Here is a 17,224-nt window from a genome sequence, read left to right as displayed (position 1 = left end):
ATTTTGCTCAGGTTCGGTTTTCCTTTGAAATTGTCTGCAAGGTAGCCCGTCCTTCGCCAATACTTTTTCCGTTAGCAGAAATAATAGCAAAACAACCCTTAAAACAAGATTTTATATGAAAAAAAAATTTATTTTTTTAGCATTATTTTATTCAGTATTATCATTTTCACAAGATTTTGAAGGTTTAGGAATATTTAAACTTGGAAAATTCACAACTTCTCAACTTGACTCTTTAGCAGTTTCTAAAAAATTTATTTTAAAGGAGTGCGACGATTATTCTTGTTCTTCTTCATCAGCATTTGTCAAGCTACTTCCAAGCAAATTAGAAACTTATAAAAGTCCGTCTTATAGCTCATATTCCGAAAATGTAAAAGTCTATCAATTAAATGGCTTTAAACTTAATGATAAGTATAGCAACAGAGGAATGGTTCTTTCGTTTTACAAAGAAACATTGTATAAAATAAGCATTTCAAGTCCTGACAACAAATTGACTGATGACATTGAATTGAAGTATGGAAAAGGTACATTAGATAAAAGAGAAAGTACAGATAGATGTAGAATTGGCGGTCGTTCTTTTGAATTACCTTCTGTAACTTACTCAAAAACTTGGAATAATTCTGCGAAAAATTTTTCTATGCTGTATCTTTTAATGAGTGGTTATAATTCTGATTGTGACGAAAGAATAATTACATCAATTTCACTTTACGATAAAAACAAAAGTGTTATAGCAGAAAAAGAATCTGATGAAGCGCGAAAATCATTTTCTGAAAAAATCAATAACGAGAAAAAGAAAAGTTTAAACGACCTGTAAAAGAATTACTTCTGCTAATAGCTAAGTTTTCGTTGCGTGCGCAGCACGAACAATGAAAACCCTGTTGAACGGAACCTTCGGCAGCTTTTGGTTGGGTATTTTCCCACACTATGGGTTTATCGACAAAAGATTTTTAGAGATACAAGAGACTTTGAGAAGAGTCTCTTTTTTTGTGGGTGATTTTGGCGAGTTTTTCTTGGTTTTATCGTGCTTTCCTTCACGTTAGGTTAACATTTCCCTTACCCAAATCCGCTAAAATGCAGATTTAGGAGCAGGTAAATTTCGGCTCATCTCCAAAAACCAACTTGGCGGACCTCGTAGATCGAACGTGGCAATCGTCACAAGATTTCCATCTTTACAACACGTACATTTCGGCTGAAAAGCTTTTGGCGGAAGCTTTTCTTTGGGCTGGATGCCTAAATTTTGTTGTAGATTTTTAAGTTTGATACGCTTCCAGGTGCTGCTCAAAAAACCATAATGACGGATTTTTACAAATCTTTTCGGTAAAATATGCATCACAAAACGGCGGATAAACTCTTCATGGCTCAAAACCATCTGCTTTTTGATGCCTTTTTGGCGGTAATCTTTGTAAGAAAAAGTTACCGTTTCCGCGTCAATTTTCCTGATTCTCTGGTTGCTGATGGCGATTTTATGCGTGTATCTGCCCAAATATTCTACCACAGATTTTGGGCTTCCAAAAGGCTTTTTGGCGTAAACAACCCAAGACTTTTCCCACAGATTTTGCCTGATTTTGGTATACTCTTCAAAGTTTTTATCTTTTAATTTCTCACAAAATTTAGCCCTGAAAACTTTACTCAAAGCCTTTACCGGAAACAAAAATTTGCCGTCTGAACGTAGATTTTTCCAAGCTCCGCTTTCATCCACTCCACCGCCCGGAACAATGCAGTGCAAATGCGGATGAAGGCTCAGATTCTGCCCCCAAGTGTGCAAAACAGCAATCATTCCCATTTTTAAACCTCGATTTTCACCAAACGTTTGAAGCGTTTCCCAGGCAGATTCAAATAAAAAATCGTACAACATTTTGGGCTCGTGAAGCGCGGTTTTGTTCAATACATCAGGAAGCGTAAAAACCACGTGGAAATAAGGTACCGGAAGCAGTTCGGTTTCCCGATTTTCAATCCATTGCTCTCGGTTTTTGCTCTGACATTTTGGGCAATGACGGTTTCGGCAGGAGTTGTAACTGATGCTTACATTTCCACATTCATCACAAGCGTCAATATGACCACCCAAAGCAGAGGTACGGCATTTTTTCAACGCTGAAAGTGTTCGTAATTGCCAAGAATTAAGTCCTAAATCTTCCAATTTTGAACCTAATTTGTTTAAAACATCGGCGACTTCGTATTGAGGTTGAGATTGAGGTTGAACTGACTGTTTTTTTGAGGTTTTTAAACCGCTCATTTTTTCCCAAATTCTGAAAAAAGGGTATCGAGCGGTGAAAAGAGTTTTTGGGTTGAAAGCTGGGCAATTTGAAGATAAACCAGCGTGGTATCGATACTTTCGTGACCGAGAAGATTTTTGATGCTCAAAATATCCATCCCATCTTCCAGAAGATGCGTCGCAAAACTGTGCCGAAGCGTATGGACACTCACTTCTTTCAGGATATTTGCCGTTTTTGATGCCTGCTTTACCGCCCACTGAACGCCGCGCTGGGAGTAACGGGAATCGAAATCGCCACCAGCACGCCCTCCACGAGGTTCTCCAAAGAGATAATCTTCCGGTTTTTCCGCTTCGATATACTTTTTGAGCCCACGAATCAGATGTTCGGAAAGTGGTAAATAGCGGTCTTTTTTGCCTTTTCCCTGAACCACTTTGAGTTGTTTTCGACCAAAATCTAAGTCGCACAAACGGAGATTTCGAACTTCCATACAGCGCAATCCGCAGCCGTAAAGAATGCCGATCAAAATTTTATGTTTTAAAAGTTTACAGCCGGACAACATCTGCCAAACCTCCTGTTTACTAAGCACTACAGGCAGTTTTTTCTCTCTTTTAATTTCCGGAAGACTCAAATAATCATAGCTCAAACCTTCCGATTTAAGCAGAAATCGAAGTCCGTAAACGGTGTGTTTAAAATACGACTGTGAAGGTGATTTTGATTTTTTCTGAAGGTAAAAAAGGTAATCGTGAATTTGCTCGGGATCCAATTCTGTAGGAATTTTTCCGAAATGTAGCGACACCGCAGCGACGTGTCTGGAGTAATTTTGAAAGGTACTTTGGCTTCTTCCCAATACAGAAACCGTACGTTCAAACCTATGCAAAAGCTCCGCAAATCCCGGAACTTCGCGCTTTGCCTGATTGATGATCTTGTTTTCTCTAAGCTCTTCTACACTCTTTTTTTTGTTGCCATTTTACTGATTTTTAATTAGTTTTACAAAGTAACTAAATATAGCGCTGAGAAAGCTACCGAAGGTTTAGTTCAACATGGGTTTTGCAAGATGCGGGATTGAAGGAAATCTCAGTGAAATTCTATAAAGTACCCGCAAAAAACTTTTCCATTTTTTAGTTTTTTCGTAATTTTAAAAAATGGAAAAACTTTTTGCTAGCGTTCGGTCACCTCTTGAAATTTCGGTTGCAGTAGCCCGCACCTCGCAAAGCCCCTTTCCGTTATAGCCAATGCTAAGAGACAGTATAATCAAGTTTATCATCGTCAAATTCATATCCATCTACTGACACAAGTGTTAAACCTAAACTACCATCGACACTCGCAAAACCTTCTTTGTCTTTAAAGTCTGAAATAACACCCCGAACATTGAATGAATATCTTGTAGCAACCCGAATTGCTTCCATTGCATACTTTTTCAAAACTTCTGTTATTGGGTCATTATCTTTATCATAATCCCAAGTGAAAAATTCCAAAGTTGCTTTTGCGTGGTCGTTTGTAAATACATCAGTATCTACTGTAAAGACTGCTTCCGCTTCGTGACAGTCATAGTTAAAATTGAATGTTTTAATTGCCATTTTACCTTTGTTTTAAATAGTTTTCTAATCCTTTTAATTTTCGCTTGTCAGTCACATAGTGATAACTTCTCCCGTTGTAGAAGTAAGTTTCTTTTCTGACTTCAAGATTTGGGTCTTTCAAATCTTCTTCTCTTCCTTTACTACGAAATTCAGAGGCTTGGCATAATCGCCTAAATTGAGTTACACACATAATTTATTGATTCAAGAAGAAGCACTGGCTATAACACTGTGTTTCTAAAAAACGGGGTTGAAAGCACCTCTTGTTATTGCGGTTTTAGTTGTTAATTTGGTTTATACTTAGTTATTTCAGTTTCCGTAGCCCGTTCTTCAGAAACACTTTTTCGTTGTGCGCAATATTAGAAGCGCGGTATCAAAAAGAAATTTCGGTCTGAAAAATCAAAATTTTGACCTGAATTTAAACTTCTAAAACTGACTAAAATCTGAAATTCTTTGCGCTGATCTTCCTAAATCCAGAAAAAAAATTTACAAAAAACTTACGGATTTGAGTATAAAAATTGTGCTTGACTTTTACAAATTTTGAGCTTAACGGCGTGAATAAATTCTGCGTGAATAATTTTCCAAAATCCGTGAATAAAATTCTGAAAATCTTTGCGATTTCGTGCGTGAAAAAAATTGTCGTGCTTGATTTTTAATTCTCTGACCTGAATTTAACGAGTTAAATCCAAGTCGCCGAACTAAAAATACTGCGCACAACATGGGTTTGGCAAAAGCGGGGTTGAGAGTTATCATTTAGAAGATTTCAGCACTTTTAGCCGCAAAAAACCATTTCGTTTTTTTATTTTTTGTAATTTTGAAAAAACGAAAATGGTTTTTGCTCGGTTCGGGTTTAGTTGGAATTTCCGTCCTTCTTATCCCCGCCTTCGCCAAGCCCTTTCCCGTTATCTGTAACCGAAAACCAACTTTGTGTTAATAAATTGGTGCATCGAAATTCGGTATTAAACGATAGTGAGAAAATATTTTTGCCCATTCTTTCTTTTCACCTTCTTTCAGATAATTGAAGAAATGCACTTCATAAACTTCAGTATCAGATTTTTTTATTGCTATCAAAGTTCCTTGATAATCGGGCAAATCTTTTTCGCTTTCAATTTTAATCCATCCATTGTTGTCTTCAAATCCTTTTAATTCCATTGGAAAAGAGAATACAATTCCATCTGATAGAAATTCAATATCGTTAAGGTCAGATAATTTTTTTTCAGTTTCATCCTCAAAAAGCACCCTATCTATTAAGTGACCTCGTAAATAAGGTTTACATAAGTCATAGTACTTTCCGTATGCTTTTTTTATTACTTCCTGTTTTGTCATAATTCTGTAAATTCGGCTACAGATAACACGGCATTTGCAAGACGTGGTGGAATGTTATCAGTAGTCAGATTTGTTATTTTAATTTAGTTTTGTTTTAGTAGCACTTGCGAGCAATCAAGCCACGCCTCGCAAATGCTTTTCCGTTGTGCGTCACCCTATGACCAACCGTGTGCAACAACTAACCGACAAACAAAAAATGAAAAACCGAATATTAAATACTGACAATTCTAAAACGATAATCCTCATTCGACTAATGGTTGGTGCGGTATTTCTTTCCGAAGGAATTCAGAAATTTTTATTTGCTGACACACTTGGAGCAGGACGATTTGAAAAAATTGGCTTGCCTTCGCCTGAATTTCTAGGCAGTTTTGTTGGCGGTTTTGAAATTGTTTGTGGACTACTTATTCTTGTCGGACTTTTTACAAGACTGGCAAGTATTCCATTGATTATAATAATGTTGGTAGCCATTGCAACAACCAAATCTGAAGTTTTAGCCGAAAAAGGTTTTTGGGAAATGATGCACGGAAGCAGAACCGATTGGGCAATGCTTTTGGGAAGTTTGTTTTTGTTAATTAAAGGCGGTGGCTTTTGGTCGGCTGACAAAATTTTAACAAAAAATGGAGCATAAAGCGAGCTTAAAAGATATTGCCAAACTTTTTCTAAAACTGGGCATTATTGGTTTTGGTGGACCAGCTGCACACATTGCTATGATGCAAGACGAAGTGGTTACAAAAAGAAAGTGGTTAACAGAACAACATTTTCTTGACTTGATTGGTGCAACCAACTTAATACCTGGACCCAACAGCACCGAAATGGCAATTCATATAGGACACGAAAAAGGCGGTTGGAAAGGCTTAATAATTGCAGGTCTTTGTTTCATTTTACCAGCCGTTTTTATAACTGGCATTTTTGCTTATCTCTACAAACAATACGAACAAGTTCCAGAAGTTCAGCCCTTTATTTACGGAATAAAACCAGCCATAATCGCCATTATTTTGGGTGCAATTTTTCCATTGGCAAAAAAATCGTTAAAATCGACTGAACTCATCATTATCGGAATATTGGTTTTGATTGGTTCATTATTCAACATCAACGAAATTTATTTGATGTTTGGAGCAGGATTTATGGCTTTAATGTTGGCTTATGTGCGAAAAAATAATCAAAACAATATCAAGAGTTTTCTGCCATTAACGTTATTACAAATAACAAACACTACAATCCTTTCTGCAACCAACGCCAACCTATTTTGGATTTTCCTAAAAATCGGTGCAATACTTTACGGAAGCGGTTATGTTTTGTTTGCATTTCTCGATACGGAATTGGTTTCAACAGGACTTTTAACAAGACAAAAATTAATTGATGCCATTGCAGTTGGACAATTCACACCCGGACCCGTTTTTTCTTCAGTTACTTTTATTGGTTATCAAATCAACGGATTGACAGGTGCAATCGTTTCGACAATCGCTATATTTTTGCCTTCGTTTGTTTTTGTCGCATTGCTGAACCCAATCGTAAAAAAGATGCGAAATTCAAAACTATTTTCTGCATTTTTAGACGCTGTAAATGTGGCATCTGTCGCTATAATTGTAGCAGTATGTTTTGATATGGGCAAAGACACTATTACCGATTGGCGGACAATTTTGATTGCTGTTTTAAGTATTGCCATCGCATTTGGATACAAGAAATTAAACAGTGCATTTGTAGTTTTAGGCGGTTCGTTAATCGGTTATTTATTAACACTTATATGACAATAAACACGACAGAAAAGAAGGGCGAACGCACAACAGCAGTTTGGCAAAATGGCGGGTTTAGTGCTAAATCAACGGTAGTTCTTCGATTGAACTTTTGTGCAAAACTGAACATTTGAGCTTCGATTTCCGCCACTTCGCCAAGCTGCAAACCGTTAGCCGACATATCATAAAATTCTGCATAAAATTTAAAGTTGTTCTTTTGGACAACTTTTTGTATATTTGTACTCGATTATGGAAGACAAAAAATTTAGAAATATTTTCGTCTATAAAAATTACTTCCTTGACTTCTTTCAAAAACAGAAGCCAAAAGTAAAAGAGAAAATATTGTGGACTTTTATGGTAATTGAGACTGTTGAGAAAATTCCTGCTGAATATTTCAAGCATATGGAAGGAACAGACGGACTTTACGAAATAAGAGTTCAGTTTGGAAGCGATATTTTCAGAATTTTTTGCTTCTTTGACGACGGAAAACTCGTTGTTTTAACGAATGGATTTCAAAAGAAAACACAGAAGACGCCAAAAAAAGAAATTGAAAAAGCAATTAAAATAAAAGAAGAATATGAATCCGAAAGGATCACGAATACCAATAAAAAATAAAAATAAAATGAGTAAAACGAAAAATAAAAACCTTACTTCTTTGAGTGACATCCTAGACAAAGAGTACGGAAAGAAAGGAACAAAAAAACGCGATGATTTTGAAAAAGGTTTTGAGGAATTTAAACTCGGAATCCTGATTCAACGGGCAAGACTTGAAAAAGGTCTTACACAGGAACAACTTGCCGAAAAATGCGGAACAAATAAAGGATATATTTCTAAGGTTGAAAACAATATCAAAGATGTAAGACTTTCTACCCTTCAAAAAATTGTAGAAATTGGACTTGGAGGAAAACTACAACTTGGAATTAACCTTTAAATAAAAGATACGTCGGCTAACATCGGTTTTGCAAAAGCGGGGGTGAAGTTCCCTTGCGGTGAAAGTCGCCGGTTCAATAATCTAACGCAACAAATGTTAAAGAAATTAACTTATTTATTTTACGTTTGTCGCTATGAAAAATTACAGAAGATTAACCTTTGCCGAGAGGGTGAAAATTGAAGAATTCAGGAATCTTAAATACTCCGTCTCGCAAATTGCCAAAAAATTAAACAGAGCCAAATCCACCATCGCAAGAGAACTCAAAACCAACCGCTATGCACACTGTTCCTACAAGGCAGACCACGCCAACAGAAAAGCATTCTGCAGGTCGATGTACAGAAAGGACGGAAAAACAAAAATATCCTCCAATCCAAAACTTAAGGAATTCATCCACCAAAAGCTCGCCCTGCGCTGGTCGCCAGACCAAATATCCGTTACTTTGAAAAGACTTTACCCCAATGACAAAGCCATGAATATCTCCCACGAAGCCATTTATCTCTACATCTATGTACACTGTAAAAGTGAACTTAAAAAGGAACTTATTGCCCAGCTCCGGCAGGAAAGAAAATCCAGAGGAAACTTTAAAACAAGGGCCGTCCTGGAACCCAAAATTAAGGACCGTGTCTCCATCGACGAAAGACCCGAAGAAGTCCTTGGAAGGGAAATCCCCGGACATTGGGAAGGCGACCTTATCATCGGGAAAGACCACAAGTCATGCATCGGGACACTCGTCGAAAGATCCACGAGAACCATCATTATCGTTCCCCTAAAAAACAAGAACGCAGCCACGGTGAGAAAAGCTTTCGAAAAGGAACTCCTGAAAATTCCCAAAACCATGCGTAAAACACTTACCTACGACAATGGGACAGAAATGAGCGAACATAAACTCTTCACCAAAAACACCAAGATACAGGTCTATTTTACCCATCCCTACTCGCCCTGGGAAAGACCTACCAATGAAAACTCAAACGGCTTAGTGCGGGACTACTTCCCCAAAGGAACGGACTTCAATAAAATAACCAACAAAAAAATTAAACAGGTCCAAAACGAACTCAATGAGAGACCCAGAAAAGTTTTGGACTACCAAACCCCAAAAGATGTCTTTAACCAGTTCATCCTAAATCAATTAAAATGAAAAACAACGCTGTTGTCGAAGAAAATAAAATGTGGGGAACTTTTTGCCCAAAAAGGCTGAAAAAGTTATCCATATTTTATTTAAGATATCAAAACTTTATCATAATTTTACCCAATCTAACCGTTGCGTTAGATGTTTGAATCCACCAGTTTTGTAATTTTTATCCGCAAAAAACCATTTCGTTTTTTTATTTTTTGTAAGTTTGAAAAAACGAAAGTGGTTTTTGCTCAGTTCGGTGTTTATAGAAAATTCAGTTTTTCTTAGCCCCGCCTTCGCAAAGCCGTTTCCCGTTGTACGACATGCTGCCAAAATTGCGCATAAAGTGTGTGAAAATCGAAAAATTTATCTGAAATTTTTGAACAAGCCAAACTTCAACGTTCCTAAAAATTGGGGGAAAATCTTTGGAAAAACTGCGTGAATATTTCAAGCCGCAAAATTTTAGATACTTTGGAAAAACCGCGTGAAAAACGTTGCGTTAAAAATTGCGCCGAAAAACCGTCTTTGGAAAAACGCCGTAAAATCCACATCTCGACAAAATCACGTTAAAGTGCGTGAATATTTCAAAAGTGTCCATGAAGTTTGCAAAAAAATTGCGCAAAAATTTTCGGAAAATTTTTTAGGATTTTAGTCGGAGATTTTCCATGCGAAAGGAAAAAATTATTAACTTTATCGAAACAAAAAACGAAAAATTATAGGAAAAGAAAGCACGTCGCACAACATGGGTTTCGCAAGATGCGGGGTTGAAAGCCGCGCCCGGAAGATTTTCGCAGGTTGAAGATTTTTTCCACGCCCGAAGTTCATCGTTAGTTGTCCCGCACCTCGCGAAGCCCTTTCCCGTTATCTGCAAGCGTATCAAAACTCTGATCACAAATGGAACTTTGGAAAGAATTAGAAATTTTACAAAAAAACAAATCTTGGATTTTTGGAAAAGAGAATTTAGTAGAAAAAATTGAAGCTTTAAATAATATTGATAAAATAGGATTGCCAAGTGCAATTTCATATTTATTTCCGTTTTTAAAAAATGAAAACCCAGAAATTAGAAATCTAACATTATTTGTAATTTTAAACCTTTTCGAAAAAATTTCTTCAAAAAAAAGTTTTTATGAAACTTTAAAATATGCAGATATAAAAGATTATGATTTTTCTTTCTATAAAAAGAATTTTAATGATAATCATTATGTTGTTCTTTTAGCAATTGCATCTTTAAATTATAATGGTTTTATTCGTGAGAAAGCATTAAAAGAAATGATTGAGCTCCAGAATCCTTTTGCAATTCAATTCATAATTTATCGTCTTGCTGATTGGGTTAAAACTGTTCGTGAAGTTGCTGCTAATGCAATAGAAAAATTTAAGAAACCAAAGTTTTTACAAAATATAATCGAAAATATTGAAACTTTTGAATGGCTACAATCTGTTCAAAGAGTCAACCTAAATTTGGTTTATGCCGAAATTATTAATTTCATTATTCATCAAAATAAAAATTTTGTAATAACTAATTTTAAAACCTTTACAGATAATTCTAGAATTATCTTGGCAAAAGAATTATCAAAATCTGGAGAATTAGATAATCAAGATATAGAAATACTAGTTACTGACAAACATTTCATTGTTCGCAGTATGATACTTGAAAGATTTGATGTTTTACCACAAGAACAAATCAACTTACTATTAAACGATAAATCATCAAAAATACGTTTTGAAACCTTATATAAACTAAGAAATAATGTTGATTTTAATAGTATAATTAAAAAGTATATTGCGGACAAATCTGCTTCAATTAGAGATTTTGCAAGGTTTTCATTAAAAAATGAAAATTTAGATTTTGCAAATATTTATAAAACTAATTTAGAAGAAAATCAAAATGTTATTGGTTCACTTTGTGGATTGGCGGAATTAAGTTCTAAAGAATATACATATCTCATTGAAAAATATTTAGGGAATAATTCTTTAAAATTTCAAAAGTTTTCTTTTTTAGCTCTCACAAAACTAGATGAAGAAAAAGCGTATGAATTTGCTTATGATAATTTAGACACTAAAAATATTGGATTAAGAAATTTAATTATCAATTTTCTTTCAAACAGAAGTAATTCTAATGTTTTAGGAAAAGCAAGAGAAATATTTGAAAACGGAGATTTTGGTTTAAAAATTTCGATGTTAAGACTATTTGCGAAAATTGGAAGATTTACGACAATTGGAGATTTAATGATTGGCACAATAAATGAAAATGAAATAATTCGAAATATGAGTGTACAACTAGTTGATCAATGGAAACGAAAAGCAAATTCTTATTTTATTTCTCCAAGAATAGAAGACATTGAACGAGCAAATAAAATATTCAAATTTGTTTATGATTTTCACGATGATAAAAAACTGTATTTTCAAAATCCTGTAAGAGAAATTGATTTCTATTTGAAATAACTAAAAAACGCCTGCAGATAACATTGTATTGGCGAAAAACGGGGTGAATACTGTCTTTGAGAACTCATTTAACAGTATTCGCAAAAAATTTTTCCGCTTCCATTTTTTTAGTAATTTAGTCAGCGGAAAAAATTTTTGCTCAAGCTCGGTTTTCCTTTGAAATTGTCTGCAAAGTAGCCCGTTCTTCGCCAATACTTTTTCCGTTAGCAGAAATTTTATACCAATATTGTGGATAGATTAAAAGAAATTGATGAGAATTACATTGTTAAAAACCTCTATCATTTAGATGAACCCAATAAAATATTTTTAGGTAACAAAGAAGAAAGACTTTGTCGATTTTGTGGAAAAAATTCCAACGAAACTACATTTAAAAAAACTGCACACGCAATTCCTGAATTTGTTGAAAATTACAAACTTTTTAGTTTTTATGAATGTGATACTTGTAATGAAAATTTTTCTAAGAATTTAGAAAATCATATGTCTAATTTTATGAATTTGCACCATTCATTATCTCAGGTTAAAGGAAAACGTGGAATTCCGTCTTACAAAATTGGCAATAATAAATCTAGACTAGATTGGAATAATGAGGGATTAAGTATTATGCAGTATGAAGAAGATAATTTTAACATTATTGAACAAGACGAAGAAAATAAAACCATAAAAATACAAGGAAAAAGAGCAACTTATATTCCAATTGCTGTTTATAAATGTTTAACAAAAATGGCATTAAGTATAATGGATGAAGATGAAATAGTAAATTTTCAAAATACTATAAATTGGATTAATGAAGCAGATCATTCAAAAAGTAGTTACCAAATTGGCAATCTTAAAGCCATTTTTACATTTATTACATCTAGGAAAAGCACTCATACAGTTTGCTTTTTGTTAAAGAGAAGAAAAAACAACAAAAATAAGGTGCCATATATGATGTTTTTTCTTTCTTATAGTAATTTCAATTTTCAAATTCATATTCCAATGTGCGAACTTGACAAGCACCTTTTTAATGAGACTGTTATGATCTATGGAATACCAAACGTTTTTGAATTTGATGATGAAGAATTTGACGGACAGACAAGAACAGTGTTAGATTTAAGTTCCACCGAAAAAGTAAAAGATGAAATTGTAGAGATTTATCTTTCATATGAGAGTTCCAAATTGAGTGAAAATTAAAACTTCTGCTAACATTGTATTGGCAAAAAACGGGGTGAATACTGTCTTTGAGAACCCATTTAGCAGTATCCGCAAAAAATTTTTCCTTTTACTTTTTTTCGTATATTAGCAAAAGGAAAAAATTTTTGCTAAGGTTCGGTTATCCTTTGAAATTGTCTGCAAAGTAGCCCGTTCTTCGCCAATACTTTTTCCGTTATCTGCAAGCGTAACCAAAATAGCGCATAAAAATTCGTGAAATCTATGAAATCAGAGAAATTAATAAGTGAAATTCAAAACTCAACCAACGAATATATTTCTTCTGCCGAAAAACTAAAATCTAAAACTGAAGAAGAATTAAATTGGAAACAAAATTCTGAAACTTGGAGCATTTTGGAATGTTTAGAACACCTAAATCTTTACGCAAAATTTTATCTTCCCGAAATTGAAAATGCAATCCAAAAGACAAAATCAAAACGGCAAGAAGAATTTAAAAGTGGATTTTGGGGAAATTATTTTGCGAAAAGTATGTTACCGAAAGAAAAACTTAACAAAATGAAAACGGCAAAAGACAAAAACCCTCTGAATAGCAAACTTGACAAAAATGTCATTGAAAACTTCATTGCCCAACAAAAAGAGTTTAACAACTTGCTTGAGCGAGCAAAAAACGTTGACTTGAATAAAGAAAAAACAAAAATTTCTATCACAAATCTAATAAAACTAAGATTGGGAGATACTTTTTTATTTCTTAACAATCACACTTTTAGACATTTTAAACAAATTCAAAACATTGAGAAAAACGCCTGCAGATAACATGGGTTTTGCAAGATGCGGGGTTGAAGGAAATCTCAGAAAAATTCTAGAAAATACCCGCAAAAACTTTTCCATTTTTTAGTTTTTTCGTAATTTTAAAAATGGAAAAAGTTTTTGCTAGAGATGGGTTCACTTCTTGAAATTTCAGTTGCAGTAGCCCGCACCTCGCAAAGCCCCTTTCCGTTAGCCGCAATAATGCCAAAAAACCGTTTAAAAATTAGAAATCATGGAAAAACTAAATCTGCGAAACACAATTTGCGTTCTAATAGTAATGTTAATTTCCAATTTTTCATTTGGACAATCGAAAAAAGATTCTGAAGAAATTACAAGAATTGCCAATGGCGTTACAATTTATTTTTATGAACAAAAAATGGATTTATTTGACGAACTTTGGGCGGACAATGCAACCTTTATTACCGTTGAAGGATTAAAAGCAACGGGTAGAAAAAAAATAGTTGAACTCCATGCAATGGGCAAATTTTTAATTGACCCAACAAGTAAAACTTTAATTGAAAAACCTGTTTTTGGCTATTTTGATTCTACAACCGCGGTTGTATACAGCATTTGGGGCGGTTTAGTATTTAAAAATAAGGATGGAAAGCCAGGACCGACACAATCCGGATATTTGACAGTAGTCTTGAAAAAGTTAAAAAATAAGTGGAAAATAGTGTCCGCAACAAATGCTTATAATTTCAGAGGTAACCCCAATTATAATTTTAGAGAATATGAATCCCCTAAAAGTTTGAATAAGGACGACAAAAATTAAATTACTGCGGCTAACATGGGTTTGGCAAAAGCGGGGGTGAAGGCTCTTGCATTGAAGATTTTTGCACTTTTAGCCGCAAAAAACCATTTCGTTTTTTATTTTTTAATAATTTTGAAAAAACGAAAATGGTTTTTGCTCAGTTCGGGTTTAGTAGAAAAATTTGTCCTTCTTATCTCCGCCTTCGCCAAGCCCTTTTCCGTTGTGGGCAAGGCTAACAGACGACACCGAAAAAGAAAAATATGAATAAATCAGCACATTTTAAAATTGACCCGAAACTAGCCGAATTGCTCGGTGAGACATATCGCTCTATCGAAGAAGCGAGTAAGGAACTTATTGACAACTCTTATGATGCTGACTCTGAAAATGTAGATATTATTTTGCCTGACGACTTAACAGTTAATCCTACAATAACCATCAAAGACAATGGTTCAGGTATGAAAGAAAAAGAAGTTAGAAACGAGTATCTGAACATTGCAAATAGTCGAACTTCAAGAAAGGGAAGTATATCCTACCTTAAAAAAAGAAAAGTTAAAGGACGCAAAGGAATTGGAAAGTTTGCAGGACTAATGGTTGCAACTCAAATGAAGGTTGAAACATTTGCGGCAGGTAAAAAGACAATTATCGTAATTAATAAGGACGAATTAGCAAAAGCAGGTTACGATTTAGAGAAAGTTCCGCTACCAATTTCAGTTGAAGACTGTGACGAGAACTTACACGGAACAACAATCACACTTGAAGGGCTAAATCAAAATCTAAACTATCCCAACCCCGACAGACTAAAAGAATTATTAATTAGAGATTACGGTCGTGAGACAGATTTTAGCATAACTATTAATGGCGAAAACATTGGAGTTCTTGACTTGCAAGGAAAATCATACTCTGAAAGAATAGAGTTACCCGATGGAAAGATGGCTACTTTAAATTATACAATTACTGAAAAACCTGTAAAACAAGCTGGCATTGTAGTAAGAGTAAATAATAAAATCATTGGGAGACCTCAAAATTTTTTGGTAGAAGACGAAATAATTCCGAAAAAATTACAAAATAGAGTTTACGGTGAATTGATTTGTGATGACTTAGAAGAAGACTTGACAGCCGACTTTGGAGCTGTAATTGACAACAGCAAATTATATCAGAAAGTTACAACCGAGGCAACGGAAAAGTTGAAAAGTTCAGTTGATGAAGTCTTTGTTACCGATATGAAAATGGCGAGAGCCAGGTATCAGCGTAAAATCAATAAAGAACTCGAAAAACTACCTGAATATAAACAACCATTTGCTAAAAAGGCTTTATACAAAGTTCTAGAAAAATTCTATGGTGAAACAGAAGACAGGATAAACACAGTTATTTCTGTAACTGTTTCTGCAATGGAAAAAGACCACTACTGGGACATAATTCAAAATATCCAAGACACACGAGACGGAGACATAGAAAAATTTGCTGATGCTCTTTCTGAATTTGGACTATTAGAAATGAGCATAGTTACAAGTCAGGCATTAAACCGACTTAGGTTTTTAGATGAACTAAATATTTTAGTTGATAATCCAAAAACTCTTGAAAAGACCATCCATAAAGCTTTTGAAAATAATACTTGGTTACTTGGTGACGACTATTCTGTGATTTTTTCAGATACTGGAATGAAACAAGCTATTGAAAAAATGTTGCACAAAAAATATAAAGGTGACAACCCTGATAAAAGACCAGATTTATTGTTCGGTCGTAATCTAAGCCGACAACTCTGCTTAATTGAATTTAAAAGACCTAGTTTCACTCTAACAAGAGACACAGAGAAACAAGCAATTGAGTATCGAGACGACTTAAACACTTACTATCACAATCAAAAGATAGAAATCATTTTACTAGGTGGACGGGTAAAAGAGAACATAAGCTCTCATAACGAAAGAGAAGATGTTCAATTCAGAACGTATATTGATATTATTGGAGTAGCGAGACAAAAACTAATATGGCTGATAGACGAACTGAAACGACAGTAACAAGAAGCCCAGCCCACAACATCGGTTTGGCAATATGGCGCCTGAAGTGCTTCTATGAAACATTTGTGCAAGGTTCAACAGCAGTATTTCTATAGAACTTTCGTACTAAAAATCCGCCACATCGCCAAGCCGAGAACGTTAGCACCAATTTTATGGACAGAATATTAAGAGAACCAATTGAAAATTATTTGACGCAAAAGCAACTAACTTTTGCAGGTAATCAACTTGCAGACAGACTGCGAAATGAATTCCCAAATCTTTTAGCTCAAATTTTACCTGACCAGTCACGCTATAAAGTGGCAGGCTCACCAGGTAAAGGTAACTGGACAGATAATCCTTGGATAGCTATTTTAGACACATTAATTACAGACACACCTCAATCTGGTTACTATCCTGTTTTTCTATTTAAATCGGATATGTCTGGTGTATATTTATCTTTAAACCAAGGTGTAACTGAGGTTAGAGAATATTACAGAAGGGACGCTAAGAATGTTTTAAAATTAAGAGCCGAAGACTTTAGAGCTAAAATTGATATTGACGAAAATGACCTGTTAGAAATAGACTTAAATTCTAATAGTTCAAACGCTAAACTTTATAAGGCAGGTAATATCATTGCTAAATATTACTCCGCAGACAATTTGCCAAATGTCGCTGAATTAACTGCAGACGTTCTTCGCTTTTTGCATTTATATGAAGAACTAACATTTAATGACACTCAAATTGACGAAAAGAAAGACTTAACTGCAATTGAAAAAAAACAATATCGACTTCATTTTAGAATAGAACGTAATTCAGGTGTTTCAAAAAAAGTAAAAGATTTTAAAGGATATATTTGTGAGGCTTGTGACTTCAACTTTGTTGACAAGTATGGTGAACTTGGCCGTCAGTTCATAGCGGCTCATCATTTAACACCGATTGCCAATTTAGGAATTGGACAATTTCAAATTAATATTCAAACAGATTTTGCGGTTTTGTGCAGTAATTGTCACAGTATGATACATAGACTTGACGACCCTAGTGACCTTGAACAACTAAGACAAAATATAATGCAAAATGAATAGAAAAACTGGTGCTAACACGGGTTTTGCGTCAGGCGGGGTGACGTGCAATCTTAGAGCTTTGTGCTTCTATTTAAGTTCAGTGCTGGTTGACAGTTTTGTGCTCCGAAACCCGCCCGA

17 protein-coding genes are annotated in these 17,224 nt (G+C 34.6%); 12 read left to right on the top strand and 5 right to left on the bottom strand.

The window, feature by feature from the left end:
• Window positions 1-115 precede the first annotated feature (115 nt).
• The gene (locus tag CKV81_RS03010) at window positions 116-811 is read left to right on the top strand and encodes a hypothetical protein (protein WP_095070283.1); all 696 of its coding nucleotides are present in this window, start codon (window positions 116-118) and stop codon (window positions 809-811) included.
• Between the two features lie 252 nt (window positions 812-1,063).
• Here the strand turns inward: CKV81_RS03010 and CKV81_RS03005 are convergent, their stop codons facing one another.
• The 4 genes from CKV81_RS03005 to CKV81_RS02990 form a co-directional block, all read right to left on the bottom strand.
• Complete coding sequence (locus CKV81_RS03005) at window positions 1,064-2,230, bottom strand: IS91 family transposase (protein ID WP_024564049.1); 1,167 nt, start codon at window positions 2,228-2,230, stop codon at window positions 1,064-1,066.
• Window positions 2,227-3,087: a tyrosine-type recombinase/integrase gene (locus tag CKV81_RS03000; RefSeq protein WP_029728479.1), complete on the bottom strand. Its 861-nt coding sequence runs from the start codon at window positions 3,085-3,087 to the stop codon at window positions 2,227-2,229. The genes CKV81_RS03005 and CKV81_RS03000 overlap by 4 nt, the downstream gene beginning before the upstream one ends.
• A gap of 358 nt (window positions 3,088-3,445) precedes the next feature.
• Window positions 3,446-3,787, bottom strand: coding sequence for a DUF2528 family protein (locus CKV81_RS02995; RefSeq protein ID WP_095070282.1), 342 nt, complete (start codon window positions 3,785-3,787; stop codon window positions 3,446-3,448).
• A 927-nt stretch (window positions 3,788-4,714) separates the two neighbouring features.
• The gene (locus CKV81_RS02990) at window positions 4,715-5,110 is read right to left on the bottom strand and encodes a hypothetical protein (RefSeq protein WP_095070280.1); all 396 of its coding nucleotides are present in this window, start codon (window positions 5,108-5,110) and stop codon (window positions 4,715-4,717) included.
• 196 nt (window positions 5,111-5,306) lie between these two features.
• Between CKV81_RS02990 and CKV81_RS02985 the strand changes: the two genes are divergently transcribed.
• Together CKV81_RS02985 and chrA are read left to right on the top strand one after the other, a co-directional pair.
• Window positions 5,307-5,738 (top strand): DoxX family protein, encoded by a 432-nt coding sequence (locus CKV81_RS02985; protein WP_095074179.1) that lies wholly within the window; start codon window positions 5,307-5,309, stop codon window positions 5,736-5,738.
• Window positions 5,728-6,858 (top strand): chromate efflux transporter, encoded by a 1,131-nt coding sequence (chrA, locus tag CKV81_RS02980; protein ID WP_095070278.1) that lies wholly within the window; start codon window positions 5,728-5,730, stop codon window positions 6,856-6,858. Before CKV81_RS02985 ends, chrA begins: the two co-directional genes overlap by 11 nt.
• Here chrA and CKV81_RS13290 read toward each other — a convergent pair.
• Window positions 6,851-7,024 carry a hypothetical protein gene (locus CKV81_RS13290; RefSeq protein WP_157727352.1) on the bottom strand — a complete coding sequence of 58 codons (174 nt, stop codon included), beginning with the start codon at window positions 7,022-7,024 and terminating at the stop codon, window positions 6,851-6,853. The two genes, chrA and CKV81_RS13290, sit on opposite strands and share 8 nt — an antisense overlap.
• A gap of 68 nt (window positions 7,025-7,092) precedes the next feature.
• On the opposite strand from CKV81_RS13290, the gene CKV81_RS02975 reads away from it, so the two are divergent.
• The 9 genes from CKV81_RS02975 to CKV81_RS02930 all read left to right on the top strand — a co-directional run bounded on the left by CKV81_RS02975 (window position 7,093) and on the right by CKV81_RS02930 (window position 17,107).
• The gene (locus tag CKV81_RS02975; protein ID WP_095070276.1) at window positions 7,093-7,458 is read left to right on the top strand and encodes a type II toxin-antitoxin system RelE/ParE family toxin; all 366 of its coding nucleotides are present in this window, start codon (window positions 7,093-7,095) and stop codon (window positions 7,456-7,458) included.
• A 7-nt stretch (window positions 7,459-7,465) separates the two neighbouring features.
• Window positions 7,466-7,774, top strand: coding sequence for a helix-turn-helix domain-containing protein (locus CKV81_RS02970; protein WP_095074177.1), 309 nt, complete (start codon window positions 7,466-7,468; stop codon window positions 7,772-7,774).
• Window positions 7,775-7,907: 133 nt separating this feature from the next.
• A complete protein-coding gene (locus CKV81_RS02965; protein ID WP_095069381.1) occupies window positions 7,908-8,909 on the top strand; it encodes an IS30 family transposase in 1,002 nt (333 codons plus the stop codon).
• Window positions 8,910-9,779: 870 nt separating this feature from the next.
• A complete protein-coding gene (locus tag CKV81_RS02960; RefSeq protein ID WP_095070275.1) occupies window positions 9,780-11,327 on the top strand; it encodes a hypothetical protein in 1,548 nt (515 codons plus the stop codon).
• A 228-nt stretch (window positions 11,328-11,555) separates the two neighbouring features.
• Entirely contained in the window at window positions 11,556-12,497 is a 942-nt protein-coding gene (locus CKV81_RS02955) for a hypothetical protein (protein ID WP_095070274.1), read from the top strand.
• Window positions 12,498-12,737: 240 nt separating this feature from the next.
• A complete protein-coding gene (locus CKV81_RS02950; protein ID WP_095070273.1) occupies window positions 12,738-13,286 on the top strand; it encodes a DinB family protein in 549 nt (182 codons plus the stop codon).
• Between the two features lie 226 nt (window positions 13,287-13,512).
• Window positions 13,513-14,052: a YybH family protein gene (locus CKV81_RS02945; RefSeq protein ID WP_157727351.1), complete on the top strand. Its 540-nt coding sequence runs from the start codon at window positions 13,513-13,515 to the stop codon at window positions 14,050-14,052.
• Window positions 14,053-14,291: 239 nt separating this feature from the next.
• Window positions 14,292-16,046 carry a Shedu anti-phage system protein SduA domain-containing protein gene (locus CKV81_RS02935; RefSeq protein ID WP_095070268.1) on the top strand — a complete coding sequence of 585 codons (1,755 nt, stop codon included), beginning with the start codon at window positions 14,292-14,294 and terminating at the stop codon, window positions 16,044-16,046.
• 152 nt (window positions 16,047-16,198) lie between these two features.
• Window positions 16,199-17,107: an MrcB family domain-containing protein gene (locus tag CKV81_RS02930; RefSeq protein WP_095070264.1), complete on the top strand. Its 909-nt coding sequence runs from the start codon at window positions 16,199-16,201 to the stop codon at window positions 17,105-17,107.
• Window positions 17,108-17,224 lie beyond the last annotated feature (117 nt).

The sequence above is a fragment of the Chryseobacterium taklimakanense genome (assembly GCF_900187185.1).
Lineage (GTDB): Bacteria > Bacteroidota > Bacteroidia > Flavobacteriales > Weeksellaceae > Planobacterium > Planobacterium taklimakanense.
Note: the sequence above shows the minus strand (reverse complement) of the source record. Positions and strands in the feature narration are given on the sequence as shown.